Source organism: Vibrio marinisediminis (genome assembly GCF_014050145.1).
GTDB lineage: Bacteria > Pseudomonadota > Gammaproteobacteria > Enterobacterales > Vibrionaceae > Vibrio > Vibrio marinisediminis.
In genome coordinates, this window is sequence record NZ_JACFYF010000008.1 from 75,211 (window position 1) to 101,282 (window position 26,072).

At 44.6% G+C, this 26,072-nt stretch carries 27 protein-coding genes; 17 read left to right on the forward strand and 10 right to left on the reverse strand.

Going from position 1 to position 26,072, the window contains the following annotated elements; translation table 11 throughout:
* The first annotated feature begins 14 nt into the window (after nucleotides 1-14).
* The 5 genes from accA to H2O73_RS13490 all read left to right on the forward strand — a co-directional run bounded on the left by accA (nucleotide 15) and on the right by H2O73_RS13490 (nucleotide 4,298).
* The gene (gene accA, locus H2O73_RS13470) at nucleotides 15-974 is read left to right on the forward strand and encodes an acetyl-CoA carboxylase carboxyl transferase subunit alpha (RefSeq protein ID WP_182109386.1); all 960 of its coding nucleotides are present in this window, start codon (nucleotides 15-17) and stop codon (nucleotides 972-974) included.
* A 218-nt stretch (nucleotides 975-1,192) separates the two neighbouring features.
* Complete coding sequence (gene tilS, locus H2O73_RS13475; RefSeq protein ID WP_182109387.1) at nucleotides 1,193-2,500, forward strand: tRNA lysidine(34) synthetase TilS; 1,308 nt, start codon at nucleotides 1,193-1,195, stop codon at nucleotides 2,498-2,500.
* A 76-nt stretch (nucleotides 2,501-2,576) separates the two neighbouring features.
* Nucleotides 2,577-2,891: a c-type cytochrome gene (locus H2O73_RS13480; RefSeq protein WP_182109388.1), complete on the forward strand. Its 315-nt coding sequence runs from the start codon at nucleotides 2,577-2,579 to the stop codon at nucleotides 2,889-2,891.
* Nucleotides 2,892-3,013: 122 nt separating this feature from the next.
* Nucleotides 3,014-3,352 (forward strand): nitrogen regulatory protein P-II, encoded by a 339-nt coding sequence (gene glnB / locus H2O73_RS13485; protein ID WP_000717796.1) that lies wholly within the window; start codon nucleotides 3,014-3,016, stop codon nucleotides 3,350-3,352.
* A 100-nt stretch (nucleotides 3,353-3,452) separates the two neighbouring features.
* Nucleotides 3,453-4,298 carry an endonuclease/exonuclease/phosphatase family protein gene (locus H2O73_RS13490; protein ID WP_182109389.1) on the forward strand — a complete coding sequence of 282 codons (846 nt, stop codon included), beginning with the start codon at nucleotides 3,453-3,455 and terminating at the stop codon, nucleotides 4,296-4,298.
* An 18-nt stretch (nucleotides 4,299-4,316) separates the two neighbouring features.
* On the opposite strand, the gene H2O73_RS13495 is transcribed toward H2O73_RS13490, so the two are convergent.
* The 3 genes from H2O73_RS13495 to gloB all read right to left on the reverse strand — a co-directional run bounded on the left by H2O73_RS13495 (nucleotide 4,317) and on the right by gloB (nucleotide 7,400).
* Nucleotides 4,317-5,003, reverse strand: coding sequence for a YIP1 family protein (locus H2O73_RS13495; protein WP_182109390.1), 687 nt, complete (start codon nucleotides 5,001-5,003; stop codon nucleotides 4,317-4,319).
* Complete coding sequence (locus H2O73_RS13500; protein WP_182109391.1) at nucleotides 5,000-6,571, reverse strand: lytic transglycosylase; 1,572 nt, start codon at nucleotides 6,569-6,571, stop codon at nucleotides 5,000-5,002. The genes H2O73_RS13495 and H2O73_RS13500 overlap by 4 nt, the downstream gene beginning before the upstream one ends.
* 70 nt (nucleotides 6,572-6,641) lie before the next feature.
* Nucleotides 6,642-7,400: a hydroxyacylglutathione hydrolase gene (gene gloB, locus H2O73_RS13505; RefSeq protein WP_182109392.1), complete on the reverse strand. Its 759-nt coding sequence runs from the start codon at nucleotides 7,398-7,400 to the stop codon at nucleotides 6,642-6,644.
* Nucleotides 7,401-7,433: 33 nt separating this feature from the next.
* On the opposite strand from gloB, the gene H2O73_RS13510 reads away from it, so the two are divergent.
* The gene (locus tag H2O73_RS13510; protein WP_182109393.1) at nucleotides 7,434-8,168 is read left to right on the forward strand and encodes a class I SAM-dependent methyltransferase; all 735 of its coding nucleotides are present in this window, start codon (nucleotides 7,434-7,436) and stop codon (nucleotides 8,166-8,168) included.
* Here the strand turns inward: H2O73_RS13510 and rnhA are convergent.
* Nucleotides 8,165-8,629 (reverse strand): ribonuclease HI, encoded by a 465-nt coding sequence (rnhA, locus tag H2O73_RS13515; protein WP_182109394.1) that lies wholly within the window; start codon nucleotides 8,627-8,629, stop codon nucleotides 8,165-8,167. The genes H2O73_RS13510 and rnhA overlap by 4 nt on opposite strands.
* Nucleotides 8,630-8,686: 57 nt before the next feature.
* On the opposite strand from rnhA, the gene dnaQ reads away from it, so the two are divergent.
* Both dnaQ and H2O73_RS13525 read left to right on the forward strand, forming a co-directional pair.
* Complete coding sequence (gene dnaQ / locus H2O73_RS13520) at nucleotides 8,687-9,424, forward strand: DNA polymerase III subunit epsilon (RefSeq protein WP_182109395.1); 738 nt, start codon at nucleotides 8,687-8,689, stop codon at nucleotides 9,422-9,424.
* A gap of 8 nt (nucleotides 9,425-9,432) precedes the next feature.
* The gene (locus tag H2O73_RS13525) at nucleotides 9,433-10,686 is read left to right on the forward strand and encodes a TIGR03503 family protein (protein ID WP_182109396.1); all 1,254 of its coding nucleotides are present in this window, start codon (nucleotides 9,433-9,435) and stop codon (nucleotides 10,684-10,686) included.
* 101 nt (nucleotides 10,687-10,787) lie between these two features.
* Here the strand turns inward: H2O73_RS13525 and fadE are convergent, their stop codons facing one another.
* Nucleotides 10,788-13,235: an acyl-CoA dehydrogenase FadE gene (gene fadE, locus H2O73_RS13530; RefSeq protein WP_182109397.1), complete on the reverse strand. Its 2,448-nt coding sequence runs from the start codon at nucleotides 13,233-13,235 to the stop codon at nucleotides 10,788-10,790.
* A 296-nt stretch (nucleotides 13,236-13,531) separates the two neighbouring features.
* Here fadE and lpcA point away from each other — a divergent pair, with 296 nt between their 5' ends.
* Both lpcA and H2O73_RS13540 read left to right on the forward strand, forming a co-directional pair.
* Nucleotides 13,532-14,110 (forward strand): D-sedoheptulose 7-phosphate isomerase, encoded by a 579-nt coding sequence (gene lpcA, locus H2O73_RS13535; protein WP_182109398.1) that lies wholly within the window; start codon nucleotides 13,532-13,534, stop codon nucleotides 14,108-14,110.
* Nucleotides 14,111-14,215: 105 nt separating this feature from the next.
* Nucleotides 14,216-15,061: a class II glutamine amidotransferase gene (locus H2O73_RS13540; RefSeq protein WP_182109399.1), complete on the forward strand. Its 846-nt coding sequence runs from the start codon at nucleotides 14,216-14,218 to the stop codon at nucleotides 15,059-15,061.
* Between the two features lie 74 nt (nucleotides 15,062-15,135).
* Here the strand turns inward: H2O73_RS13540 and H2O73_RS13545 are convergent, their stop codons facing one another.
* Both H2O73_RS13545 and tsaA read right to left on the reverse strand, forming a co-directional pair.
* The gene (locus H2O73_RS13545) at nucleotides 15,136-16,851 is read right to left on the reverse strand and encodes a proline--tRNA ligase (RefSeq protein WP_182109400.1); all 1,716 of its coding nucleotides are present in this window, start codon (nucleotides 16,849-16,851) and stop codon (nucleotides 15,136-15,138) included.
* A gap of 112 nt (nucleotides 16,852-16,963) precedes the next feature.
* The gene (tsaA, locus tag H2O73_RS13550) at nucleotides 16,964-17,659 is read right to left on the reverse strand and encodes a tRNA (N6-threonylcarbamoyladenosine(37)-N6)-methyltransferase TrmO (RefSeq protein WP_182109401.1); all 696 of its coding nucleotides are present in this window, start codon (nucleotides 17,657-17,659) and stop codon (nucleotides 16,964-16,966) included.
* Between the two features lie 149 nt (nucleotides 17,660-17,808).
* On the opposite strand from tsaA, the gene H2O73_RS13555 reads away from it, so the two are divergent.
* The 3 genes from H2O73_RS13555 (at nucleotide 17,809) to H2O73_RS13565 (ending at nucleotide 19,578) form a co-directional block, all read left to right on the forward strand.
* Nucleotides 17,809-18,066, forward strand: coding sequence for a type B 50S ribosomal protein L31 (locus H2O73_RS13555; RefSeq protein ID WP_182109402.1), 258 nt, complete (start codon nucleotides 17,809-17,811; stop codon nucleotides 18,064-18,066).
* A complete protein-coding gene (gene ykgO / locus H2O73_RS13560) occupies nucleotides 18,063-18,188 on the forward strand; it encodes a type B 50S ribosomal protein L36 (RefSeq protein ID WP_093276815.1) in 126 nt (41 codons plus the stop codon). The genes H2O73_RS13555 and ykgO overlap by 4 nt, the downstream gene beginning before the upstream one ends.
* Nucleotides 18,189-18,702: 514 nt before the next feature.
* Nucleotides 18,703-19,578 carry a glycosyltransferase family 2 protein gene (locus H2O73_RS13565; protein WP_246335921.1) on the forward strand — a complete coding sequence of 292 codons (876 nt, stop codon included), beginning with the start codon at nucleotides 18,703-18,705 and terminating at the stop codon, nucleotides 19,576-19,578.
* A 156-nt stretch (nucleotides 19,579-19,734) separates the two neighbouring features.
* On the opposite strand, the gene H2O73_RS13570 is transcribed toward H2O73_RS13565, so the two are convergent.
* The 3 genes from H2O73_RS13570 to metN are packed head-to-tail and all read right to left on the reverse strand — an operon-like array spanning nucleotide 19,735 to nucleotide 22,269.
* Nucleotides 19,735-20,544, reverse strand: coding sequence for a MetQ/NlpA family lipoprotein (locus H2O73_RS13570; protein WP_182109403.1), 810 nt, complete (start codon nucleotides 20,542-20,544; stop codon nucleotides 19,735-19,737).
* 23 nt (nucleotides 20,545-20,567) lie between these two features.
* The gene (locus H2O73_RS13575) at nucleotides 20,568-21,245 is read right to left on the reverse strand and encodes a methionine ABC transporter permease (RefSeq protein WP_182109404.1); all 678 of its coding nucleotides are present in this window, start codon (nucleotides 21,243-21,245) and stop codon (nucleotides 20,568-20,570) included.
* Entirely contained in the window at nucleotides 21,235-22,269 is a 1,035-nt protein-coding gene (metN, locus tag H2O73_RS13580; RefSeq protein ID WP_182109405.1) for a methionine ABC transporter ATP-binding protein MetN, read from the reverse strand. Before metN ends, H2O73_RS13575 begins: the two co-directional genes overlap by 11 nt.
* 221 nt (nucleotides 22,270-22,490) lie before the next feature.
* Here metN and gmhB point away from each other — a divergent pair, with 221 nt between their 5' ends.
* The 4 genes from gmhB to treB all read left to right on the forward strand — a co-directional run bounded on the left by gmhB (nucleotide 22,491) and on the right by treB (nucleotide 26,050).
* Nucleotides 22,491-23,042: a D-glycero-beta-D-manno-heptose 1,7-bisphosphate 7-phosphatase gene (gmhB, locus tag H2O73_RS13585; protein ID WP_182109406.1), complete on the forward strand. Its 552-nt coding sequence runs from the start codon at nucleotides 22,491-22,493 to the stop codon at nucleotides 23,040-23,042.
* A gap of 51 nt (nucleotides 23,043-23,093) precedes the next feature.
* Nucleotides 23,094-23,432 (forward strand): MliC family protein, encoded by a 339-nt coding sequence (locus H2O73_RS13590; protein WP_182109407.1) that lies wholly within the window; start codon nucleotides 23,094-23,096, stop codon nucleotides 23,430-23,432.
* A gap of 75 nt (nucleotides 23,433-23,507) precedes the next feature.
* Complete coding sequence (gene treR, locus H2O73_RS13595; RefSeq protein WP_182109408.1) at nucleotides 23,508-24,452, forward strand: trehalose operon repressor TreR; 945 nt, start codon at nucleotides 23,508-23,510, stop codon at nucleotides 24,450-24,452.
* 173 nt (nucleotides 24,453-24,625) lie between these two features.
* On the forward strand, nucleotides 24,626-26,050 hold the full coding sequence (treB, locus tag H2O73_RS13600) for a PTS trehalose transporter subunit IIBC (protein WP_182109409.1): 1,425 nt from the start codon (nucleotides 24,626-24,628) through the stop codon (nucleotides 26,048-26,050).
* The last annotated feature ends 22 nt before the right edge of the window (nucleotides 26,051-26,072 follow it).

A 26,072-nucleotide genomic window follows, 5' to 3' on the forward strand; every position in this document is an offset into this window, starting at 1 on the left:
AAAAGGATCGATAGATGAGCCTAAACTTTCTAGAATTTGAAAAGCCTATCGCAGAACTTGAAGCCAAAATCGAAGCGCTGCGTGGCGTGTCTCGCCATGGTGGTGATTCTGGTGTCGATCTCGAGAAAGAGATTGAACAGCTGGAGAAGAAAAGCCTAGAGCTTAAAAAGAAAATCTTCAGTGATTTAGGTGCTTGGGAAACGGCTCAACTTGCTCGTCACCCTTTACGTCCTTATACGCTAAATTATATTGAGCACATCTTTACTGAATTTGATGAGCTTGCCGGTGACCGTGCCTACGCAGATGATAAAGCGATTGTCGGCGGTATGGCGCGTTTAGAAGGTCGCCCAGTGATGATCATTGGTCACCAAAAAGGTCGTGAAACTAAAGAAAAAGTGAAGCGTAATTTCGGTATGCCAAAACCAGAAGGTTACCGTAAAGCGTTGCGTCTAATGCGAATGGCAGAGCGCTTTAATATGCCTATCATTACCTTTATCGATACTGCAGGTGCATACCCTGGTGTTGGTGCAGAAGAGCGCGGTCAATCTGAAGCAATTGCAACGAACCTAAAAGTGATGGCTGGCTTGAAAGTACCAGTGATTTGTAACGTTGTGGGTGAAGGTGGCTCTGGTGGTGCATTGGCCATTGGTGTGGGTGATTACGTCAACATGCTGCAATACTCTACTTACGCGGTTATTTCCCCAGAAGGTTGCGCTTCAATTTTATGGCGTGATTCAGATAAAGCGCCACAAGCTGCAGAAGCGATGGGCTTGATTGCACCTCGTCTAAAAGAACTTGAGCTGATTGATGAAATCATCGAAGAGCCGTTAGGTGGTGCACATCGTAACCACAAAGAGATGGCGGCTAACATGAAGCAAACGTTGCTTCGTCAGTTGGAAGAGCTGGAACAGTTTGACGATGAAGCGCTATTAGCTCGTCGTTATCAGCGTCTGATGAATTACGGTTATTGCTGATCCCTGCCTACTAGGAACTGCAGCGTTGTTGACGGGTACTCAAAAAACTCATCACATAGTGGACTATGCTCAGAGGCTTTTCTCGCTGGTCGCCTAGCTGCAATCCCGATTAGTTTGGGATAGGTGCTTTAAATACATAATGAAGGGTTGAGCATAGTCTCAACCCTTTTTATTTTTGGTGTAGAATACTTTCAATTAACTTGCCAATGTGTAGAACTATGGACGCGCTATTCCCTGCTTTTAATCGCTCACTAAAAGATGTCAAAGCCAATAAAATTGTCTTGGCGCTTAGTGGCGGTATGGACTCCAGAGTATTGCTTGATTTACTTCATCGCTATCAAAATGAGAATTCAGTCTCGTGTTTGGCGGTGCATGTTCATCATGGCTTAAGTGCCAATGCGAACCATTGGGTGCAGCAGTGCCAACAGTGGTGTGCGGATGCGGGTATAGAGCTTGCGGTTGAGTATGTTGAACTATCGCTTAAAGGGCAAAGTATAGAGGAGTGCGCGAGAGAAGCGCGTTACCAAGCGTTGGCGAAGCATCTCGGCATGGGGGATGTTCTGCTGACTGGGCAACACAGTGATGATCAACTGGAAACCTTTTTGTTAGCACTCAAGCGTGGCAGTGGTCCGAAAGGTTTATCCGCAATGGCAAAGCAGATGCCTTTTCAAGGAGCGACATTAATTCGCCCTTTACTTGATGTTGCTCGCGAGCAGATTGAGCAATATGCTCAAGTTAAGGCATTAGAGTGGGTTGAAGATGAAAGCAATCAAGATACCCGTTTTGACCGTAATTTCATCCGCCACCAGGTTACGCCCGTTCTTAAACAGCGCTGGCCACATATTCATTCTGCCGTGCAAAGAACTAGTGAGCTGTGTGCTGAGCAAGAAGCGTTGCTAGAAGAGTTGCTCAGTAGCACATTGGCAGTCGCAACCTATGATGATAGTAGTTTGTCGATTGAGTTCCTTGCTCAACAAAGTGAGCGAGTACGCACGCAGCTTATTCGTATGTGGTTTGCAGCGGCTGGGCTTAAAATGCCAAGCAGAGAGCATATTGCCAAAATTTGGCTAGAAGTCGCGCTTGCCCGTCAAGATGCTAACCCAATACTGAACCTCAATGGTGGGCAAGTCCGTCGATTCTCTGAGCGTTTATATTGGGTGAGTTCAGTTGAGGATATCAGCCGTTGGCAAAGTCGCATCCAATTAAATCAGTCGATCGATTTACCTGACAATTTAGGTGCACTGAAGCTGGTCAATTCGCCTCAAGGTAAGCTTTCGTTATTGGCACTACAAAGCGCTCCGTTGACTATTATATTTGATCCAGAAGGATTGAGTGCTCATCCGCTTGGTCGTGGACATAGTCGAAAACTTAAAAAGTTGTTTCAAGAGTATGGCATTCCCAGCTGGCTTCGTCGCCGATTACCGATTCTGATTTGTGGTGATCAAGTGGTGGCTATCGCAAATTTATTTATTGATGTGCATTTTTCAGGTCAAGATTGTGAACTTATCTGGGACAAGCCCTTGTAACTTATGTGACAATTTTATCCAAGCATAAAACACAATAACTAGGTTGAATGACCCTACGCACACATAAGGAAGAACAATGAACAAATTTGCTATTGGATTGGTTATCGGAATAGGTTTAATCAGTGGTCAAGCATTAGCGGCAGGTGATGCTGCAGCTGGTAAAGCAAAAGCGGCAGTATGTGCTGCTTGTCATGGTGCTGATGGTATCGCGATGATTCCGGGTTACCCTAATCTGAAAGGTCAGAATGAACAGTACATCACCTCATCAATTAAAGCATACCAAACCAATCAGAGAACAGGTGGTTTGTCAGCGGTGATGAAAGCTCAAGCTGATATGCTAAGTGATGCAGATATTGCGAATTTAGCTGCATACTATGCAAGTTTGAAGTAAGCCAACTTAAATTTTTGAAAATTAGCCCGGGCAAATACGCTCGGGCTTTTTATTACTTGGGCTTTTTATTACAGTAGCTTTTTGGGATAATGCAGCAAACAACGTAAGTTTAAGGGATGAACATGAAAAAAATTGAGGCGATAATTAAGCCTTTTAAATTGGACGATGTGCGTGAAGCTTTAGCAGAAGTTGGCATTACAGGTATGACGGTTTCTGAAGTAAAAGGCTTTGGTCGTCAAAAAGGTCATACTGAACTTTACCGTGGTGCGGAATACATGGTGGACTTTCTGCCGAAAGTTAAGTTAGAAATCGTTGTTACGGATGACGTAGCCGATCGTTGTGTTGATACCATTATTGAAACGGCGCAAACGGGTAAAATTGGTGATGGTAAGATCTTTATCACTAGTGTCGAGCGAGTTGTACGTATCCGTACTGGCGAAGAAGACGAAGACGCAATCTAATTCTAACAAAGAGCCGCAAGGCTCTTTTGTTTTAATGGTCAATAGTTAGGATGACCGTTATTTCCCCCCTCACTAAGGATATTAACGAGATATCCCTGTTATGAAGAAAAAAGCTCTAATCGCATTGCCATTTGCTGCTGTTGCCGCTGTCCTCATTGCTTACCAAATCATTTTTACTTTGCCAGAGTCCGCCAAAGTATCGACCTTATCGCCTTCGATAAAAACGCCCGAGCTTGCTTGTTATAACAACCCTGACGCAGAGGTGATTGACCAGCAAGGCAAGTTGAATCTGTTGGTGTGGAATATCTATAAACAAAATCGCCCTAACTGGCAAAGTGCACTACAGAGCCTAGCCCAAGATAAGCAATTAGTACTGCTGCAAGAAGCAAGTATGACGGTGGGACTGCGTGCATGGATAGATAAAGGGCAGTGGAGCGGAAATGTTGTGGACGCGTTTAAAGCGTTTGATACCTCAGCTGGGGTGCTGAATCTTGCTCACCAACTGCCTAAGCTCGCGTGTGCCTATACTGAGATGGAACCATGGTTAAGGTTGCCTAAATCGGCAATATACGCCACTTACCCACTCTCCAATGGGCAAGTTCTTGCTGTTGTGAACATTCATGCGATTAACTTTACTTATGGGACGGAAGAGTATCATCGACAACTGGGCGCGTTAGCGAATGCGTTATCAAAGCATACTGGACCAATGATTGTCGCAGGGGACTTTAACAGTTGGAGTGAAGAGCGCTTGCAGGTGATGAAATCATTATTGGATAAGTTAGCGGTGAAAGAAGCGGTTTTTCAGCCAGATCATCGTAAGCAGTTCATTAATGGCTTGCCGTTAGATCATGTCTTTTATCGGGGCTTAGTACTAGAAAAAGCAAAGGCGCCACTCTCTGACGCCTCTGATCATAATCCAATTGAAGTCTATTTTAGTTTGCCATAAACCGAGAGGTTAGGAGCTTTAGAAAATAATCAAATAGAGCGCCCAAGCACCAAAGTAAACCAGCCATGGCAGAGCGGAAATTGCTAACGCTTGACCGCGTTCAAACTCTGTCCATGTGCCGACAGCTGCGAAGCCTAAAGCGATGTACCAAGGCATCAATAGTGGAAGAGTGTTAGCAAAGGCATACCAATCGCTGGTCATTGGCAGTTTTAGCAAACCATTCAGGCTGTTTAAATCTGCGGCGTAACTCAGCACTTGACCGTGTTTCAGTAACGCACTGACATAACTGGCGAGATCGCCCAATACAGCCGGGAAAATAATCACACAGCTTGCCGCAAACCACTTCCAAAAACCGTGCTGATGTTGGCTAGGTTTGGTGGCAAAAAAGAACCAAAATGCCAATAGGGTGATAGTGGTGATACGCCCCAATATATCTAAGATGATCTCAGTTGCCATCAAAGTATTGGCGTCCAGCAACGCGATTTGCTCTGGGCGGATCTGCTCAAGTTGTGGGATTAAGCTTTGTTTGAGCCACTCAAAATCCACCATGTCAAAGTAAGCGCCCCAAAATAGGAACGGGGTGACTAACAATACAATAAACGGTTGCCAACCCCACATACCGCGCTGGTGCAGCGCGATAAAGCAAGCGCTAGGCGAGCGGAATATATCGACTAGCATGGTTAAAGGGTTGCTAGACGGGGTCATACGCTCACCTTAGTTACGTCGACATACAGTTTGAGTTTCTGACCAGGCTGAAGATATTTCTTCTGCTGTAGGTTATTCCACTTCACCACATCGTGGCTTTTCACTTTAAATTTGTTTGCTATACCACTCACGGTGTCACCATTGCGTACTTTGTAAAAGACTGTACGAATAATGGCACCATCAGAGCTGTTTTTCCAAATGACAAGGTTTTGACCGATACGCAATGTGTCGCGTGGTCCCATACCATTCCATTTCGCTAGCGAGGTATGTGACACTTTATTCGCTTTAGCAATACTCCACAGGCTATCACCTTTAGAGACGGTATGAGTAAGTTTGTACTTACCACGAGCCGTTGCTTGCGTCTTAGCGAGTCGGTTTGCTGCGCTTAGGGTGTAAGCTTGGTCATCTTTCGTTGATACCGGGATCAATAGGTGCTGACCAATACGAATGCTATTGCTCTTCATATTGTTGGCACTGCGGATCACTTTGCTGGTGGTGTTGTATTTACGAGCAAGCACGCTAACAGTGTCGCCAGATTGAACCTTATAGCGAACGACTTTCATGCCTTTGCCGCGGTTGGCATTGAGCTGAGAGTGGAACTTTTTAACAGAATCTACGGGTAACAGTAGTTGGTTGTTGCCATCGGGTGCCGTCGCCCATTGGTTGTAAGCCGGGTTCAATCCTTGAAGCTCACGAACAGAGATACCCGCGTAGTTTGCGGCGATAGCGAGATCTAATTGCTCTTTTGGCTGAACGACTTCGACGACTTGTTTGTTCGCAATGGCAGGAATATCAATGCCGTACTTCTCTTGATTGGCGATGATATCGGCTAAGGCCAACAGTTTAGGTACGTAGCTGCTGGTCTCTTTTGGTAGATCTAAAGAGAAGAAGTCAATAGGTTTGCCTAGCTTCTTGTTCTTTCTAATCGCACTTGATACTCGACCACCGCCACTGTTGTATGCTGCAATAGCGTGTTGCCAGTTACTATCAAAGCGTTGATTCAAATCGGTTAGAAAATCGAGTGCCGCATCCGTTGCCGCAGAAACATCACGTCGACCGTCATACCAAAAATTCTGCTCTAGCCCATACATCTTGCCCGTTGAGGGTACAAATTGCCAAAGACCCGCCGCACTGCCATGCGAGTAAGCAAAAGCGTCAAATGAGCTTTCTACGATAGGTAGAAGCGCAAGCTCCAAAGGAAGATTGCGTTGTTCAATTTTCTCTGTAATTAGGAACAAGAAAGGCTGAGCACGTTGTGAAACCGTTTTTAGGTGGCTAGGGTGTTTCAGATACCAAGTTCGGTAGTAGTCCACTTTTTTATGCTCTGGAATTGGCATTTCCAGCTGCATGGCGATGCGTTGCCATACATCTTCTTGTGTTTGTGGGGTAACAACAGGCGCTGTAACTACTTTTGGTTCTACGGGGGTAGTCACCGATGATGCTGGAGCTACTGCAACAGTAGAAGTATTGTCAGAGGTATTATCAACCTCTGATTTAGGAGTAGTAGGCTGGGTTGATTGGCAACCGGCTAAAACCAGTGCAAGCACCCAGCTATGTTTAAATCGCATGGTACAGCCCTTATAAAATTTGGCTGCTGATAATACTTGCGACTTTGGTTATCTGACAAGCAAGAAAACGTTAAAATTCGTTCTTCCACTCACGCAACGCTGTAAAAATTGAGACCGGATCAATTTGAGCGGTTCGGTTGTTGACAGATTTTATGACACTCGGTTCATCTGCACGTAGAAACGGGTTTATCCATCTTTCACGGCGAATCGTGGTCGGTAGCGTAGGTTGATTTTGTGCCCGTAGACGGTTTACTTCATCACGATATTTTTGTAGCTGTTTGTTATCAGGTTCGACGGCTAGCGCAAAGGCAACATTGCTCGCAGTATATTCATGCGCGCAGTAGATTAATGTCTCTTCTGGCAGGCTCGCGAGTTTTTGCAGTGATTGATACATTTGCTCCATCGTGCCTTCAAAAACGCGACCGCAACCCGCAGAGAACAAGGTATCACCACAGAATAGTTTGCCATCACCCACATAACCAATATGACCGAGTGTGTGTCCTTCTAAACCCAGCACTAGGAACACTTCATCAAACAGATTGATTTGATCGCCAGCGCTAACGGGATGAGTTAAGGTTGGAACGGGCTCATCGGCAGGGCCGACGACATCGATTCCAGGAAATTGACGTACCAATTCAGGCACACCACCAATATGGTCATGATGGTGATGAGTAATGAGAATTGCGTCTAAAGTTAATTGATGTGCTTGGAGATAAGCCAACACCGGGGCGGCATCACCAGGATCGACAACAGCACAACGGTGATCGCTATTTTTGATCAGCCAGATGTAATTATCGTTAAATGCAGGTATGCTTTTGATATCTAACATGGTTGGGTCTCCATACATCAAAGTGAACTAGCTATGAAGCCAGCACGCAGTGAAAAAAAGCTGATTAAGCCCCATTCTTGGGCTCAATTGAAAAACGGTCAATGGGTTAACGAGTCTATCCAAACTCGGCTTGATGAGTGGTGCCCAAGGCTTTTTGGCTACCATATGCTTAAGCTTGGTGGGCTGAGCTGCGAGTTAACCAGTTGTAACTGTAATATTCAACATCAAGTTAATCTAGATATCCACAATCCATTGCATAATGTGATTGCAGATGGTTACGATTTGCCCTTTTTAGAGAAAAGCTTCGACTCTGTCATTCTTGCTCATCAACTCGATTACTGCAATGACCCACATCGCATGTTGCGTGAAGTCGATCGAGTGATGATTGATGATGGTTACCTGATCATCACCGGCTTTAATCCTATCAGTTTTACGGGGTTGGCAAGTTTGATGCCTTGGCGTAAGAACAATCTGCCTTGGAGTGGGCGCATGTTTACGCCTAATCGAGTGAAAGATTGGTTGAGTATCTTGAATTATCAGGTGATTGCGTGTGATCGCTATGGACTATTTCCCATGCAACGTTATCGCACGATGTGGACATGGTTGGAAAGTGGCGTTGGCGACTGGGCTGCGCCATTTGGTAGTTTGTATTTTATTGTGGCGCGCAAACGCACCTACCCACTTAAGCCGATCAAGCCACACTGGAAGCTAAAACGAAAATTGACGCCAGTTGGCGTCAATTACAAAGTTTCGACTAAGTCCGATTAGCTTGGTATATAACCACTATCTTCGTCGGTAGGGTTTTCGGCAGCCGTTCGTGCTAGCTCGTCACACATTTCGTTTTCACGGTGACCCGCATGGCCTTTCACCCAGCGCCAGTCTATTTTATGACGTTGCGATTCGCTGTCTAAGGCTTGCCATAAATCGGCATTTTTTACTGGCTTTTTATCAGACGTTTTCCAACCCCGTTTCTTCCAGTTATGAATCCACTGTGTAATGCCTTGGCGGACGTATTGGCTATCGGTCGTTAAAATAACATCGCATGGCTCTTTTAATGTTTTTAGCGCGACGATGGTTGCCATCATCTCCATACGATTGTTGGTGGTAAGGGTGTAGCCTTTGGCGAGCGTTTTCTCGTTTTGCTTATAACGCAGTACGATGCCATAGCCACCAGGTCCCGGATTGCCTAAACAAGAACCATCTGTGAAAATTTCCACTTGTTTCGTCATGATTTGATACTATAAGAGCTTGCATATAATGACTCATAGTCTGACACAGAGTTTGTAATGAATACCAGCAACAATTCCAATCAGCATCGCATCGTGGTACTCGATACCGAAACCACAGGTATGAACCAAGATGGTGGTCCACACTACCTTGGACATCGCATTGTCGAAATCGGTGCGGTAGAGATCATTGACCGCAAACTGACCGGTCGTCATTTTCACGTCTATATAAAACCTGATCGTGAAATTCAATCAGAAGCGGTAGAAGTTCACGGTATTACAGACGAGTTCTTGCGTGATAAACCTATGTACGGTGATGTACACCAAGAGTTTTTGGAGTTTATCAAAGGTGCAGAGCTTGTTGCTCATAACGCGCCCTTCGATGTGGGCTTTATGGATTATGAGTTTGAGAAGCTCAATCCAGCGATAGGCACCACAACTCAGTACTGCAAAGTGACCGATACGTTGGCGATGGCGAAGAAAATCTTCCCAGGCAAGCGTAATAACCTCGACATATTGTGTGACCGTTACGGTATTGATAACTCGCATCGAACGCTGCACGGCGCATTGCTCGATGCGGAGATTCTGGCTGACGTTTATCTGTTAATGACAGGTGGGCAAACCAACCTGCAATTCAATGCCGGCAGTGAGGAAGGGGTGGGAGGTGAGTCGATAAAACGAGCCTCTGCAGAGCGAAAAGCGCTAAAGGTTTTGCGTGCAACTGCCGATGAAATAGAAGCACATAACAATCGTTTAGATATCGTAGATAAAAGCGCAAGCTGCCTTTGGCGTCAATAGGAGAACAGATGTTGAGGATAGGATTTGCCCTGCTGGGGCTTTTAGTCAGTTCACTGGGTTACGCGGCTCAGAGTTCCTCAATGTCGTTACTCGATAATCGTTTTCGAGTTGACCCGAGTATTAAACAGATCACTTTTGTGATTTACCGAGCGCAAAACTCGCAGCCAGTGGTGTTGGTGCGTCCTGACGGCAGGAAGTATTACTCTCATCGAAGCCCTGAAAATGTGCGTTGGTATCAAGAGTCTTCGATGGATATCATTTCAATAGACAATCCTATGCCGGGTCCTTGGCAAGCGATTGGCAAAGTGACGCCGAAGAACAAAATTAAGCTAATCTCCCACTTAAAGTTGTCTGCTGATGCATTACCAGAGCGACTGTTTCAAGATGAAGAGATCAAATTTACAGCTCGGCTAACCTCAGACGGTCAGCCGTTAGTACTCAGGGATTTTCTTGACCGAGTAAAACTGAAAGTCACTTTTACCAAATTCATCGAAAACGAAGCGAGCTTGATCAAAGAAGCGCGTCCAGTGCCGGTTGAGATTGGTGAATTTGCTGATGACGGTCAAGGCTTGGATGAACGTGCGGGTGATGGCGTATTTACAGTGAAACTGCCGATCTCGCCACAGCCGGGTAAGTATCGCGTACGGATCACATCAGGTAATGGTGTTTTCCTCAGAGCACAAGAACAAGAAGTATTAGTCTATCCTAACCCGATTGAATTGGCCTTTATTCAATCTCGCCAAGAAGATCAGGCACATCAAATTATCTTCTCAGGCGAGCAGGGAATGATTCAGCCGGGGAGTTTAGCAGCCCATATAGAACATACCGATGCACAGCGAGAAATGATTGCGGTAGAGGGCGCAGCTGCAACAAAAGAAGCGATGAAAGTCGCTCTTAGCGTTCCATACTCGGGTGTTATTGGTGAATATTCATGGAGTGGCGAGTTGTTTGCCACTGAGTTGGGCTCGGGGCGCGAATTGATGTTCCCTCTGACTCAATATACTTATAGTGTGGTGAAAGATATCGATTTAGCCGAGACTCGACGTTTGCAAGAGCAAGAGCGAGAGAAACAGCTCAAGTTATTGGAAGAGCGCCGTATTCTCGAAGCTAGGGAAGCCCAGCGCACTAAGAGTATCGTTCTTATTGCGATTAGCAATGTGGTGATTATTGTTGTGGGTTTAGTTGCGTGGTTTGTGATGCGTAAGCTAAAAGCTAAGCGTGCTGCCATTCCTGAAATGCAGCTAGAAATGCCAAAGAAATAAGTTATTGATGTGTTCGATAGCGAGCAAATAAAAGCGAATCAAAAAAGAGGGCTGCAGTTGCAGCCCTTGTTCTATCTATCCGAAGTGGATGCAGCCCAAGCCTAAGCGACTTCTTCCATTGTCATTGGTTGCAACGGTTTTGCTGCCAATTCTTGTGGTTCAAAATCGTCAACATTAATCACATACAAACGTTGCTTCTCAGCTTCAATAAGTAGCTTGGCTTCCTGTTGGTTGAGCACGCCTAGCTCTAGTCCTTGCTCGGCGATCTTATCTAACATTAAAAATGGCTTACGTTTGCCCTGCGCTTGGCAGACTTTGTCAAACAGTGGTTCAGCTTCCAAGATCAGATGCAGTGCTTGTTCGATTCGACCTGCTGGGTTGAACTCGCTGGCGGTAAGGTACTGGTTGCGACCTAAGCGAGAGCGTGTATCACTAGGCGTTTGCAACAGTTGCGCGACTTGGCTGTCTAACTTGTCATTTGGCGCCTTGCGTGTGCGACCAAGTGGCATAACGATAAACTTCACTAGTTTTGCTATCACTCGGTTAGGGAAGTTCTCCAATAAACCTTCAATCGCTTGTTCAGTTTGATATAGGCTATCTTGCATGCCCCAATGAACCAATGGTAAATCTTGTTTATTTCGCCCTTCAATATCATAGCGTTTCAGCGTAGCAGAGCTTAAGTAAAGCTGACTCAATACATCACCTAAACGAGCGGATAAACGCTCTTTACGCTTGAGTGAACCACCTAGTACTGCCATTGAAATATCGGACAACAACGCAATGTTGGCACTATAACGGTTAAGCTGCTGATAGTAGCGTTGAGTTTCATCTTTTTCTGGAGAGGTAGAGAATCGGCCATCGGTTAAACCTAGCCAGAAACAGCGCACTAGATTACTGATGGTAAAGCTAACATGACCTGCTAATGCCGCATCGAACTTCTCTAATGCATCACTGTTTTCTGAATAGGCGGCATCCATTTCAGTCAACACATAAGGATGGCAACGAATCGCGCCTTGACCATAGATGATCATTGAACGGGTGAGTATATTCGCCCCTTCAACAGTGACAGCAATCGGCGCACCTTGATAGCCACGCGCAAGGAAGTTAGAGGGACCGATACAAATCCCTTTACCACCTACGATATCCATCGCATCGATAATGCTATTTTGCCCTCGGTGAGTACAGTGGTACTTCACAATGGCGGAAATCACCGAAGGTTTCTCACCTAAATCGATACCTGCGACAGTGAGTTCACTAGCCGCATCCATTACATAGGCATTACCCGCTAAACGCGCCAGTGGCTCTTCGACACCTTCCATTCGACCAATTGGCTGTTTAAACTGACGGCGAATTCGAGCGTATGCCCCAGTTGCTAGCGCTGCGGTTTTAATGCCGCCTGTTGCGTTTGAAGGCAGAGTTATACCACGACCAACCGAGAGACATTCCACTAGCATGCGCCAGCCTTGACCTGCCATCTTCTGTCCACCAATGATGTACTCAATGGGTACAAACAGTTCACTAGCTGTTGTTGGACCATTTTGGAATGGAACGTTGAGCGGGAAGTGGCGATTGCCAATTTCGACCCCTTTTAGATGGGTGGGAATCAGCGCACAAGTTATGCCGAGATCTTCCGTATCACCAAGCAGGGCATCGGGATCTCGCAGTTTAAATGCCAGTCCTAAAACTGTCGCAACAGGTGCTAAAGTAATATAGCGTTTGTTCCAAGTCAGACGCATACCCAGAACTTTTTCACCTTGCCATTCGCCGTAACAAACCACGCCATAATCGGGAATCGCCCCCGCATCGGATCCAGCTTCTGGGCTGGTTAAAGCAAAACATGGGATCTCTTTACCTTGTGCAAGACGCGGTAAGTAATGATCTTTTTGCTCTTTGGTGCCGTAGTGTTGCAGTAGTTCGCCAGGACCCAATGAGTTTGGTACACCCACTGTCGAAGAAAGGACGCCAGAAACACCGGTAAGCTTTTGCAGTACCAATGATTGTGCATAGGCTGAAAACTCGAGACCGCCATATTCTTTTTTAATAATCATGGCGAAGAACTTGTGTTCTTTAAGGAACTGCCACACTTGTGGAGGGAGATCAGCAAGTTCATGGGTGACTTGGTAATCGTTTACCATGGCACACACTTCTTCTACGGGACCATCTAAGAATGCTTTTTCTTCTGCACTAAGCTTCGGTGCTTTTATTTGCTGCAGCTTGTTCCAATCAGGTTTACCTTTGAATAGTTCGGCTTCCCACCAAACCGTGCCCGCATCGAGTGCTTCTTTTTCGGTTTGAGACATCGCTGGCAGTACCTTGCGGAACAATGTTAATGCTTTGCGGCTGATAAGAGATTGTCTGATCGCCGGGATTGCGAGTACCGCCACTGCTGCGAGGTAAAGAACCCAACTTATGGAACCTAACCCACCCAAAGCGGTAAGAGCTGCCATGGTAATGGTTAATGCCGTGATTGCGAGCACAAGTGAGGTTCGATGATAGAGGCATATACCCAGTACAGCGGTAAAGCCAAGTATAGAGAGCAAGATATCCATATATAGGTTTCCTTTTCAGACTCATTATTTATTTATACGTCTGCTTTAATTTAGTGGTCTAACCAGTTAAATTGTAATCGACTTATTAATAAAATGTAAAACTCATAGTTGTCTAAAAAGTGATCTAAGTAGAGTAAAGATTCTATATTTGTGCGGTGATGACGAAATTGTGTACGGGAAAGCTCAAGAATCATCGAAATGTTGGCAGCTAACTATCGACAGTACAGATGGTTCGAGTAAACTCAGAACTGTTAGGGGTAGAAAGTCCCCATTAATACTGATTTAAGAGAAGGCTTATGTACCAGGATTTGATTAAAAGTGAGCTAACTGAAGCTGCTGACGTACTGAACAAGTTCCTTAGTGATGATCACAACATTGCACAAATTGAAGCAGCGGCGAAATTGATTGCTGATTCATTTAAGCAAGGCGGTAAAGTCTTGTCTTGTGGCAATGGTGGCTCTCACTGTGACGCGATGCACTTTGCTGAAGAACTTACTGGTCGTTACCGCGAAAACCGTCCTGGTTACCCAGGTATCGCTATTTCAGACCCTAGCCACCTATCGTGCGTGAGCAACGATTTTGGTTATGATTTTGTGTTTTCTCGTTACCTTGAAGCGGTTGGTTCAAAAGGTGATGTGCTGTTCGGTCTATCGACATCGGGTAACTCTGGTAACATCCTTAATGCGATTGAAGCTGCAAAAGCGAAAGGCATGAAGACGATTGCGCTAACCGGTAAAGATGGCGGTAAAATGGCAGGGTGTGCGGATATCGAAATTCGAGTTCCTCACTTTGGCTACGCCGATCGAATTCAAGAAATTCATATCAAGATCATCCATATTGTCATTCAGCTAATTGAAAAGGAAATGGAGAAGTAATCTCCGTTTCAAACCACACGGTTTAGGTCAGCATCATTCACTGGGACTGTTAATGTTGTTTAACAGTGGCTGATGTTGGCTGACTTAGAGGGAGAATAGTAAGCCATGTGTGAATTGCTTGGTATGAGTGCCAATGTACCAACCGACATCTGTTTTAGCTTTACTGGCTTAATGCAGCGTGGGGGCAATACCGGTCCACACCGTGATGGGTGGGGGATCACCTTTTACGAAGGCAAAGGCTTTCGGACTTTCAAAGACCCTAATCCTAGTTGCGATTCAAAAATTGCAGAGCTGGTACAAAATTATCCGATAAAAAGTCTCGCAGTGGTTAGCCATATTCGCCAAGCTAACCGTGGTGCGGTGAATTTGGAGAATACTCATCCGTTTACACGCGAGTTATGGGGGCGTTATTGGACCTTCGCTCACAATGGTCAACTGAGTGACTATCAAGATCTGCAAACTGGGCGTATTCGCTCTGTTGGACAAACAGACAGTGAACTCTCTTTTTGCTGGCTACTGAAGCAATTAGAGGAACGTTATCCAGAGCCGCCACAAGATATGGTTGGCGTATTCCGCTTTATTGCCCAGTGTTGTGATCGATTACGTGAGAAAGGGGTATTTAATATGCTGCTTTCTGACGGTGAATACGTGATGACATACTGCAGCAATCATCTTTATTGGATCACTCGTCGAGCGCCATTTGGACAAGCGACATTGATTGATGAAGATGTCACGATCAACTTTCATGAAGAGACAACACCAAACGATGTTGTTTCAGTGATTGCGACGCAACCGCTAACAGACAATGAAAACTGGCACCGAATGAAGCCAGGTGAGTTTGGTATTTTCCATTTTGGTGAGTTGGTTGACGGCAATGAAGATGAGCTGGTGGATGTGCCATTTGCGCCAAAGAAAGTAGCAAGTCAAGCACCAACAGAACCGCTCAATTAAACCTTCTATGATGTATAAAAAAAAGGCTGACGATATCGTCAGCCTTTTTCATGTTTCTAACAACAATAAAGCAATTAAGCGAGTTGAGCTTTAACGTGCTCTACGATATCAGCCATTGCAACTGCTGTTTTCTCACCGCTACGGCGGTGCTTGTATTCGAAGTTACCTTCGTCCATGCTGCGATCGCCAATTACGATAGTGTGAGGAATACCGATCAGTTCGATATCAGAGAACATCACGCCTGGGCGCTCTTTACGGTCATCAAACAGTACTTCGATACCCATCGCTGTTAGCTCAGCGTATAGCTTCTCAGCTGCTTGTTGAACACGCTCAGACTTGTGCATGTTCATCGGAACGATAGCCACTTGGAACGGTGCTAGTGCGTCTGGCCAAATGATGCCGTATTTATCGTTGTTTTGTTCGATAGCTGAAGCGACAACACGTGATACGCCGATACCGTAACAACCCATCTCTAAGATTGAGTTTTTACCGTTTGCATCTAGCACGCCACAGTTCATCTTCTCTGAGTAGGCTGTGCCTAACTGGAAGATGTGACCCACTTCGATACCACGCTTAAGCATTAGCGTACCTTGACCACATGGGCTTAGGTCACCTTCAACTACGTTACGTAAATCTTCAACTTGACCAAGTTCAACGTCTCGACCCCAGTTAATGCCGAAGTAGTGTTTACCATCGACGTTGGCACCGGCACCGAAGTCGCTCATTGCTGCAACAGAGCGGTCAACAATAAACGGTAATTCAAGACCAACAGGACCTAGAGATCCCGCACCTGCACCGATTAGATCGCGCATTTCGTCTTCAGTCGCCATTTCTAGTGGAGACGCAACTTGTGGCAAGTTTTCAGCTTTTACTTCGTTTAGCTCGTGATCACCACGGATGATAAGCGCAACAATTGGTGCGTCAATTTCATCTGAAGCTTTAACAAAGAGAGTCTTAATGGTTTTCTCAATTGGAAGACCGTGTTGTTCAACCAATTCCGCAATAGTTTTTGCGTTTGGTGTATCAACAAGAGTCATCTCTTGAGTTGGCGCTGCACGCTCACCAGCAGGTGCTACCGCTTCTGCTTTTTCAATGTTAGCCGCGTAGTCCGACTCAGTCGAGAAAGCGATTAGGTCTTCACCGCTTTCAGCCAGTACGTGGAACTCTTGAGAGCCACTACCGCCGATTGCACCTGAATCTGCAAGTACAGGACGGTACTCCAGACCCATGCGATCGAATGCTTTACAGTAAGCATCGTGCATTGCTTGGTAAGATTTCTCTAGACCAGCTTTATCGATGTCAAAGCTGTATGCATCCATCATGCAGAATTCACGTGCGCGCATAACACCAAAGCGTGGGCGGCGTTCGTCACGGAATTTAGTCTGGATTTGGTATAGGTTTAGTGGAAGCTGTTTGTAAGAGCTTACTTCGTTACGAACCAATGCAGTGATGACTTCTTCTGCTGTTGGGCTTAGTACAAACGGACGAACATGGCGGTCAGTAAAGCGAAGTAGTTCAGGACCCATCTTTTCGCTGCGGCCTGTCTCTTCCCAAAGTTCAAACGGCTGAACAACGGGCATCAAAGTTTCGATTGCACCTGCATTGTCGATCTCTTGACGAACGATGTTTTCGACTTTACGCAATACACGTAGACCAGTAGGCAGCCAGGTGTAAAGACCTGAAGCCAGCTTACGGATCATACCTGCACGTAGCATGAGCTGGTGGCTCACTACTTCTGCGTCGTTTGGAGTCTCCTTCAGAGTAGAAAGAAGATAATTACTGGTACGCATTAAATTTATCCGTTTATCAAAGTTAAATACTCCAACCGAAATGGTTAGGAGCTTAGTGATCCCATAATGGGAATTCAATTTAGCCGCTTATAATATCAGCCAATCGGCTTTGTCAAAAGGGGTCAATGACGGTTACAGACACTAAGTTATCGTTTACGGTGAATTTAATGTTCAAATTGAACAGATTTACCGCATATTCTTTGTTATCTGGCTTGTTTTTCTTATACGCAGGGCGTGGATCTTGTGCCAATACTTGCTCTATTACTTGGCGTATCTGATGTCCGTCTTCTCTTTTTTTCAAGTAGTCCACCGCAGTCGGCAAAAAGCAAACAATGGCTTTTTCTGGCTCTTGCTCTGCGTAACCTCCTTGCGCATCGACTATAGCATCAGAGTAGGGGATATAGGGTTTGATATCGACGATGGGGGTGCCATCGACTAAATCAACGCTGCCAAGATCCAAATAGAATTGGTCACCTTGCTGGCTAATACCTTTCAATTCAACCGCCGACATACCAATACCGTTCGGACGAAATGTTGATCGCGAAGCCAATACTCCAATTCGCTCATTGCCGCCCAAACGAGGTGGGCGAACGGTTGGTTTCCAGCCGGCGGCAAGGTTTTGATCAAACATAAACAGTAGCCAAACATGGCTAAATTGTTCAATGCCGCGAATGGCTTCAGCACAATTGATTGCGCCTTGCAGTTTGACCCGCGCTGTTGCTGCCGGCACTAAACGCGGCTGTCTAGGGACGGCAAATTTTTCTTTGTATGGGCTTTCGATAGTGCCAATTGGGTCAATGGTATACATGCCATGATCTCAGTGAATAAATCTCGGACAAGATAACACACTTGAACTCAAGTATGCGCTCACCCAAAGGGACAAAATTAGGCTTGCATATCCACATGATAATAATTATCATTTAGTATGTTATAACATAACATATATAGGAAATTGAGATGAAAGTAGGTATCCATCCGGAATATCGTCAAGTGGTATTTCATGATACGAGTGTTGATAAATATTTTGTTGTCGGCTCGACTTTGCAGACTGATCGCACCATTGATTGGCAGGATGGGAAAACTTACCCCTATTGCACATTAGATGTATCTTCAGAGTCGCATCCATTCTATACGGGTAAGCAACGAGTGGTTCAGACGGAAGGAAGAATTGCTAATTTTAATCGTCGTTTTAGTCAGTTTAAGGAACAAAAATGAAAGTATTAAAGTCTTTGAAAAGTGCCAAAAATCGCCATCCAGATTGTCAAATTGTCAAACGCCGTGGGCGGTTATATGTGATTTGCAAAGCTAATCCTAGATTTAAAGCGGTACAAAAATAACCTGAGTTGAGCAGTATTATTGAGTGTCGAGTCCATTGATTAATGAACGAAGAATTAATTGAAGTAAAAAGGCTGGCACGGCTTGTGCCAGCTATAAAATTCTAAACGACCGCTATGAAACTGAAGTGTCTTGGTAGAGTAAATCTCTTGTTATATAAAACCTTTGATGGTGCGATTGGGTTCTAATGAGTAAAGAAAACGCCGCGTGGTGATGGACGTTGCTCAAAAGTCTCGTATCGGGTTTCATATAACATATAGACGAGCGGTTATAGGACTGTTTTCAAGGATGAGAATTGGGTACAGTTTAGGCGTGAAGTAGTAATTATATTATTGAATAAAATGATATTTTTTTGTTCATTGTTTTATTTGTGAAACAAGTTGATCTTAGTTGCGACTATAGCTGTTTTTTCCGCATTCGTATGACATCATAACCTTCAGTTATAAAGAACTAACCATGCTATGGGTATGGACTCTTTTTGAGCTCTTTGGATGAGGCCCTTATTTGGGATTGTAAATGATACGGATGTTATTAAAAAAAGTGAAAAGCCACTTTTCACCGGAGCATAGATTTAAAGAAGAAATTTTAGTCAATCACTATACGAGTAAGTGCTTGTCTTCCAGTGAACAATTAGTCGACCCTAATCACGAACACAATGTCATTGTAAGTTTAACTACCTATTCGCATCGAATTGATAATGTCTACTTAGCAATAGAGTCCATTGGTCAGCAGACGATCAAAGCCAACGCTATTGTGCTTTGGTTAGATGAAGATGAATTCACGTTAGAGACATTACCCGAGACGTTGAAAAAGCAAATGAAGCGTGGTCTCGACGTTCGTTTTACGAGTAATAGTGGTTCTTATAAGAAACTCTTCCCTTCCATTTCCCACTTTCCCGATAAACATATAATCACTATTGATGATGATATTCTGTATTCGTATGACATGATTGAGCGACTCTTAAGGGGGCATAACGATGCGCCTAGTGCAATTATTGGTTGTCGTGCTCATGAAATCGTAAGAGATGTGAAAACGGGAATGCCTAAGCCTTATAAAGAGTGGTTAAACGAAATTGATAGTGACGCCAGTCTAAATACGTTTATCACGACGGGAGGAGGAACGTTATTTCCGGCAGATGAAAGTCGAGAGCTGCTCAATCAACCTGATAAAGCAATGCAGCATTGTCCCAATGCCGATGATGTTTGGGTCAATTATATGGCAAGGCTGAACAATCTGAATGTGATTAAGCTTTCCTTAAATACACCATATAGGCACAAATTTACCTTTTTATCTCAAAGTGTTGGTGCGGAATTGAAACAGCAAAACGTTGAGGGTGGTAAGAATGATGTTTACCTCGAAAGTTTGCGTAGTGAATATGGGAAGACGATTTAGCTTTGATCTAAGTCGTGTACTTTCTAACGCTGGATGTTTTTTCATCTGGCGTTTTTTTTTGCGAGAGGTTTGGGCGTTAATGACATTGTGTTCGTTAATAAAAAAGGCCAACACAGAGTGTCAGCCTTCAATATTTACTTGGTGTAGCTGCGTGGATTACCAGCCTTTTGCTACGCCACCTTTAAAGATTTCTGAAGCGGCTGCGTAAACTTCTTCAGATTGGTACGCTTTAACAAAATTTTGAACGTTCTCAGCATTAAGGTTGTCTTCACGAGCAACAATGATGTTTACGTATGGTGATTCTTTGTCTTCTACAAAGATACCATCGCGCTGAGGAGTTAGATTTACTGAGCTTGCGTAAGTATTGTTAATAACTGAAAGCGTTACGTCATCAAGTGAACGTGGAAGCTGAGCTGCATCTAATTCAACAATCGTTAGATCTTTAGGGTTTTCAACAATGTCACGAACGGTCGCTAGTAGACCAACGCCGTCACGAAGTTTTAATAGACCTTGTTGTTCAAGAAGAAGCAGTGAACGGCCTAGGTTTGTTGGGTCGTTTGGTACTGCAATACGTGCACCGTCTTGAATTTCTTCGACTGATTTAACTTGCTTTGAGTAACCGGCGATAGGATAAACAAATGTGTTGCCAGCAATCGCCAGTTTATAGCCGCGATCAGCAATTTGCTGATCTAGGTATGGCTTGTGTTGAAAAGCGTTGATATCAATAGAACCATCATCCAGCGCTGCGTTTGGAGTTACGTAATCAGAAAAAGTAATCAGTTCTACATCAAGACCAAATTTTTCTTTTGCTACTTTTGCCGCGACTTCTGCAACTTGCTCTTCTGCACCTGCCATGACACCAACTTTGATCTTGCTGGTATCAACTTCCTTTTCACCACAGCCCGCTAGCACTAATGCTGAGGCTGCAACAACGATAGCGAGTACACTTTTTAAACTAAATTTCATAACACATCTCCTTATATGAATTTTTATCTATGGTCTACGCGGCGAACAAAAGCATCACCGATAGACTGAATAATTTGTACTAACACGATTAGCATGACCACAGTGACAGCCATGATCACCACATCATAGCGGTGGAAACCATAGCGAATCGCGACATCACCTAAGCCACCACCACCTACAGTGCCAGCCATTGCTGAGTAGCTAACCAGCGTTACCATAGTAATGGTGACGGAGTTAACGATGGTCGGTAGTGCTTCAGGAAGCAAAACTTTAGTAATAATTTGTAGTGGGGTTGCGCCCATTGCTTGTGCAGCTTCCACTAAGCCTGTCGGTACTTCTAAAAGTGCACTTTCGATCAATCGAGCAACGAAAGGAATGGCACCAATGGTCAGTGGGACAATTGCAGCCGTTGTGCCGATAAAGGTACCAACCAGTAGTTTGGTGACAGGGATAATGGCAACCATTAATACCAAGAATGGGACCGAACGACCAATATTAACGATGGCTCCCAACATGCTGTTAAGGCGAGGGTTTTCAAGTAGCCCACCTTTTTTAGTCGTATGCAAAATAACACCAAGTGGAATACCTATAGCAAAGCCGACAATACCGGCTACAGCGACCATATATAGGGTTTCCCATGTTGCACCGAGCAACAGTTCTGCATTCAAGCTTAGCCAATCAGAAATCGTATTAAAGGACATAACCCAGCACCTCTACTTTTACATTGTGTTCGCGTAAGAACGCAATCGCTTTGTTGTCGTCTTCTTCGTTACCAAACAGTTCTGCGACCATCATGCCGAATTTAACGCCACCAGCGTAATCGAGATCAGAACTAAGAATGTTGACATCAATATTGTATTTACGTGAAATTTGGCTCATCAGGGGAGCATCTACGGTGGCACCAGTGAACTCTAAACGAACCAGAGGGTAGCTTTCTTCAACGCGTGTTGGTTGCAGACGCACTTGGTAATCATCAGGAATTGACAGGTCTAGCGTAGAACGGATGAAGTCGTGTGCTAGCTCTGTTTTAGGGTGAGCGAAAATCTCACCGACAGTGCCTTTCTCCACCAATTCGCCACCACCGATGATCGCCACTTCATGGCAAATACTTTTGACGACATCCATTTCATGGGTGATCAGTAAAATAGTGATTTTTAATTGGCGGTTAATTTCACGCAATAATTCAAGAATCGATTGGGTTGTTGCAGGATCAAGCGCACTGGTCGCTTCATCGCACAACAGCACTTTTGGATCACAAGCTAATGCGCGTGCAATCGCGACACGTTGTTTTTGACCGCCACTGAGATTTGATGGGTAACTTTCATGTTTGTCTGTTAGACCAACTAGCTGCAATAACTCGGTAACTTTTGCCTTGATCTGACCTTTTTCTTTACCTGCAAGCTCTAACGGCAGCGCGACGTTTTCAAATACTGTACGCGAAGAAAGCAGATTAAAATGCTGGAAAATCATACCAATGTTACGGCGAGCTTCGCTAAGCTGAGCCTTGCTTAACTGAGTTAAGTCGACACCATCGACGATGATGGCACCGCTGGTTGGCGCTTCAAGCATATTCACGCAGCGGATCAGGGTACTTTTGCCGGCACCAGACGCGCCAATTACCCCAAAAATAGTCCCTTGGGCGATATGGAGGTTAATATCTTTCAAGGCAGTTATTTCTTTCTTGCCTTGGTAGAAAACCTTATTTACCTGATTAATTTCAATCATTGAGAAACCTGCTTATGCTCGAGTCTTAGAACAGTAGATTATTTTGAGCTACCTCTCATTTAGTAGATGATGCTATGGGTTTGTTGAATTAGTGTCAATAGATATTTTTACGTCTAGACGTCTAAAATTGCTTTTAGGCAAACGATTAAGTAATTAGATAGTGATGAAAGAAATAAAGCGTGCAATAATTCTTGGATAGAAAGCAGATAGAGAAGCATATTTTGGCGAAACCAGCAGTCTTTTTGGATCGTGATGGCGTAATTAACGTGGACCACGGCTATGTACATGATGAGCACGACTTTGAGTTTATTGAAGGCGTATTTGAAGCGACCAAAAAGCTAAAGCAGATGGGTTACATGCTTGTGCTTGTGACAAATCAGTCCGGAATTGCTCGTGGTAAATTTAGCGAAGACCGATTCATGTCTCTGACGCAATGGATGGATTGGAATTTTGTTGATAATGGCGTAGAGCTTGATGGTATCTACTACTGTCCACACCATGCAGAGCACGGACAAGGTAGCTACAAAGAAGTCTGTGACTGTCGTAAGCCAAAACCGGGCATGTTTATTTCTGCGCGAGATTTTCTAAAAATTGATATGGCGAATTCAGTCATGGTTGGTGATAAGGCCGAAGATATGATGGCTGCTGAGGCGGCTGGAGTGGGTACTAAAATTTTAGTGCGCACAGGTAAACCAGTTACTGAGCAAGGCGAGTCGATTGCCAGTGTTGTGCTTGATAGTATTCGTGATGTCCCTAACTATTTAAATAAATAGACTATTATTTAAAGGCTGCAGTAGCAGCCTTTATTTTTATCGGAGGTGACCATGATCAGAGCTGGCGTATTCATTACAAGTGCAGTGTTGCTTGCAGGTTGTTCAAGCAGCAATGAGGCAATGACGAGCAGTGACTCTAATAGCTATCATTATCAGTGCAGTGAAGACAAACAGTTTAGTGCTGACTATCTCATTGAAGAGCAGGGCGCATTGGTTCGAGTCGGCGATGTAGACTATGCATTGATTCAAGTGCCATCAGGCTCTGGGACTCGTTACATTTTGCCAGATAATGCACAAACCGAAGTTAAACCTGTGACTTTATACGCGAAAGGCGATTATGCTCGCTTAGAGCTTGGTCGTGAGATTTACAAAAACTGTGAAAGCAAATAATGTGAGCTCAGGCTAAGGTTGATTGAAGAGACCTTAGCCACGACTTTCAAATCTTTGTATTGAACCCCCTGAAGTATGAATAAAAAACTGACCATTTTAGATATTGCGCGTATTGCTGGCGTAGGTAAATCAACCGTATCTCGTGTATTGACTAACGATCCTAAAGTAAAGCCTGAAACTCGCATTAAAGTGGAGCAGGTGATTGCTGAGTCTGGTTATGTGCCTTCTAAATCTGCGCAGTCAATGCGTGGTGGCAGTCAGCGAGTGGTTGGGGTCATTATTTCTCGTCTAGATTCACCATCAGAGAACAAAGCCGTAGGCAGTATGTTACAAGCGCTGTATCAGGCTGGTTATGATGTAGTGATGATGGAGAGCCAGTTTGACCGTGATAAAACCAGTGAACATCTCAATGTACTAAAACGCCGCAATGTCGATGGGGTGATAGTGTTTGGCTTTAGTGATTTTGACCTTAGTCAGCTAGAGCAGTGGCACAATCGCGCTGTTGTGATTGCGATGGACACCCAGCAAGTCTCTTCTATCAACTATGATAATCAGGGTGTGATTGCTCAAGCATTAGAGTACTTGAGCCAACGAGCTGTGGAAAATATTGCTTATATTGGGGTTAATCCCAGCGATCGAACCACAGGTAAGCTCCGGTTAGACTCTTATCTTGAATGGTGTCAAACACACGATTTGACGGCCATCTATCAAACGGGTGATCTTCATCATGAAAGTGCCTACCAATTGGTAGAGAAGGTGCTAAGTGAGGATACTCAGGCGATAGTGTGTGCCAGTGATACTCTTGCGCTAGGGGTAATCAAACGCTTGCAAGAGTTGGGTCGTGAAGATGTCATTGTTACTGGTGTCGGTGGCAATGAACTGCTCTCGTTTCTATTTCCCAACGTTTTTAGTATCGACCCAGGTTATGCTCAAGCCGGGGTAAAAGCTGCTAACCTATTGATATCTCATATTAATGGTGAAAACACACTAACTCACCTCACTCAAAAGCCTGTGTATTAGTAAGCTACTCTTTTTAAACTGATTTAAAATTATACTGTGATCACATTCAATTAATGGGACTGTTCCCATTTTGTGGGTTAATCAATTCTGTCAATATAATCAACAAGTGATGGGAATGTTCCCATTTAAACTAAAAAATAACAGAATGAACTCCAATTAAGGTGGACAAGGTTATGAGTAAGATTGCCAAACAAGAAGTCGCGCGTCTGATCGAACTCGTCGGCGGAGCAGACAATATTGCGAGTGTGAGCCACTGCCTCACACGCCTACGCTTCGTATTAAATGATACCGATAAAGCGGACCAACAAGGATTAGAAGCCTTAAGTCTAGTTAAAGGTTGTTTTACCAATGCGGGTCAGTTTCAAGTCGTGATTGGTACAGAAGTTGACGAAGTTTATAAGGTATTAATTGCGCTATCTGGGCAGTCAGAAGCCTCTAAAGATGATGCCAAAAATGCCGCTCGCCAAAACATGAATATTCTTGAACGTGGTATTTCTCATTTAGCTGAAATCTTTGTACCACTTCTTCCTGCCATTATTACTGGCGGCTTGATTTTAGGTTTCCGCAATGTGATTGGCGATATCAAAATGTTTGATGGTCAGTCGCTTACGGAAATTAGCCAGTTTTGGGCTACTGTGCATAGCTTCCTTTGGCTGATTGGTGAAGCCATTTTCTTCTTCCTACCCGTTGGTGTGTGTTGGTCGACAGTGAAGAAACTTGGTGGTACGCCTATTCTTGGCATTACTTTAGGTGTCACGCTTGTCTCTCCTCAGCTAATGAATGCTTACTTAATTGGTAAGCAAGTGCCTGAAGTGTGGGATTTCGGTCTATTTGTGATTGAGAAGGTCGGTTATCAAGCTCAGGTGATCCCAGCGATGTTAGCGGGTGTTGCACTCGCATTAATTGAAACCAACTTAAAACGCATCGTTCCATCTTACCTTTATCTCGTGGTCGTGCCGTTTGTGTCGATTATTGTTTCAGTAGTGCTAGCGCACTCAATAATTGGTCCTTTCGGTCGCATGTTAGGTGATGGCGTGGCATTTGCGGCTAAAGCAGCAATGATGGGCGATTTTGCCGTGATTGGTTCCGTAGTTTTTGGTTTCTTGTATGCACCATTGGTGATTACCGGTATTCACCACACGACCAATGCGGTGGATTTACAACTGATGCAAGAGTTAGGCGGTACGCCAATTTGGCCATTGATTGCACTTTCAAATATTGCTCAAGCGTCAGCGGTAGTTGGCATCATTATCATCAGTAAAAAACATGGTGAGCGTGATATCTCAGTGCCAGCAGCGATTTCTGCATACCTAGGTGTTACAGAGCCTGCCATGTACGGTATTAACCTTAAGTACAAGTTCCCAATGCTAAGTGCAATGGTTGGTTCTGCAGCGGCGGCGGCTATCTGTGGCATGGCGGGTGTTATGGCTAATGGTATCGGTGTCGGTGGATTACCGGGCATTCTCTCTATCCAGCCACAGTATTGGGGTATCTATGCCATCGCAATGCTTGTTGCCATTGTTGTCCCTGCGATTATGACCTTGTTCTTCTACAAGCGCGCACAAGCCAAAGGTGAGCTTGAAACAGCCAACGCGTAATTTTCTTTACCCACGACAATGG

Coding starts and splice junctions, on each gene's coding strand:
- accA (WP_182109386.1), top strand. CDS start 15: ATGAGCCTAAACTTTCTAGAATTTGAAAAGCCTATCGCAGAACTTGAA.
- tilS (WP_182109387.1), top strand. CDS start 1,193: ATGGACGCGCTATTCCCTGCTTTTAATCGCTCACTAAAAGATGTCAAA.
- H2O73_RS13480 (WP_182109388.1), top strand. CDS start 2,577: ATGAACAAATTTGCTATTGGATTGGTTATCGGAATAGGTTTAATCAGT.
- glnB (WP_000717796.1), top strand. CDS start 3,014: ATGAAAAAAATTGAGGCGATAATTAAGCCTTTTAAATTGGACGATGTG.
- H2O73_RS13490 (WP_182109389.1), top strand. CDS start 3,453: ATGAAGAAAAAAGCTCTAATCGCATTGCCATTTGCTGCTGTTGCCGCT.
- H2O73_RS13495 (WP_182109390.1), bottom strand. CDS start 5,003: ATGACCCCGTCTAGCAACCCTTTAACCATGCTAGTCGATATATTCCGC.
- H2O73_RS13500 (WP_182109391.1), bottom strand. CDS start 6,571: ATGCGATTTAAACATAGCTGGGTGCTTGCACTGGTTTTAGCCGGTTGC.
- gloB (WP_182109392.1), bottom strand. CDS start 7,400: ATGTTAGATATCAAAAGCATACCTGCATTTAACGATAATTACATCTGG.
- H2O73_RS13510 (WP_182109393.1), top strand. CDS start 7,434: ATGAAGCCAGCACGCAGTGAAAAAAAGCTGATTAAGCCCCATTCTTGG.
- rnhA (WP_182109394.1), bottom strand. CDS start 8,629: ATGACGAAACAAGTGGAAATTTTCACAGATGGTTCTTGTTTAGGCAAT.
- dnaQ (WP_182109395.1), top strand. CDS start 8,687: ATGAATACCAGCAACAATTCCAATCAGCATCGCATCGTGGTACTCGAT.
- H2O73_RS13525 (WP_182109396.1), top strand. CDS start 9,433: ATGTTGAGGATAGGATTTGCCCTGCTGGGGCTTTTAGTCAGTTCACTG.
- fadE (WP_182109397.1), bottom strand. CDS start 13,235: ATGGATATCTTGCTCTCTATACTTGGCTTTACCGCTGTACTGGGTATA.
- lpcA (WP_182109398.1), top strand. CDS start 13,532: ATGTACCAGGATTTGATTAAAAGTGAGCTAACTGAAGCTGCTGACGTA.
- H2O73_RS13540 (WP_182109399.1), top strand. CDS start 14,216: ATGTGTGAATTGCTTGGTATGAGTGCCAATGTACCAACCGACATCTGT.
- H2O73_RS13545 (WP_182109400.1), bottom strand. CDS start 16,851: ATGCGTACCAGTAATTATCTTCTTTCTACTCTGAAGGAGACTCCAAAC.
- tsaA (WP_182109401.1), bottom strand. CDS start 17,659: ATGTATACCATTGACCCAATTGGCACTATCGAAAGCCCATACAAAGAA.
- H2O73_RS13555 (WP_182109402.1), top strand. CDS start 17,809: ATGAAAGTAGGTATCCATCCGGAATATCGTCAAGTGGTATTTCATGAT.
- ykgO (WP_093276815.1), top strand. CDS start 18,063: ATGAAAGTATTAAAGTCTTTGAAAAGTGCCAAAAATCGCCATCCAGAT.
- H2O73_RS13565 (WP_246335921.1), top strand. CDS start 18,703: ATGATACGGATGTTATTAAAAAAAGTGAAAAGCCACTTTTCACCGGAG.
- H2O73_RS13570 (WP_182109403.1), bottom strand. CDS start 20,544: ATGAAATTTAGTTTAAAAAGTGTACTCGCTATCGTTGTTGCAGCCTCA.
- H2O73_RS13575 (WP_182109404.1), bottom strand. CDS start 21,245: ATGTCCTTTAATACGATTTCTGATTGGCTAAGCTTGAATGCAGAACTG.
- metN (WP_182109405.1), bottom strand. CDS start 22,269: ATGATTGAAATTAATCAGGTAAATAAGGTTTTCTACCAAGGCAAGAAA.
- H2O73_RS13590 (WP_182109407.1), top strand. CDS start 23,094: ATGATCAGAGCTGGCGTATTCATTACAAGTGCAGTGTTGCTTGCAGGT.
- treR (WP_182109408.1), top strand. CDS start 23,508: ATGAATAAAAAACTGACCATTTTAGATATTGCGCGTATTGCTGGCGTA.
- treB (WP_182109409.1), top strand. CDS start 24,626: ATGAGTAAGATTGCCAAACAAGAAGTCGCGCGTCTGATCGAACTCGTC.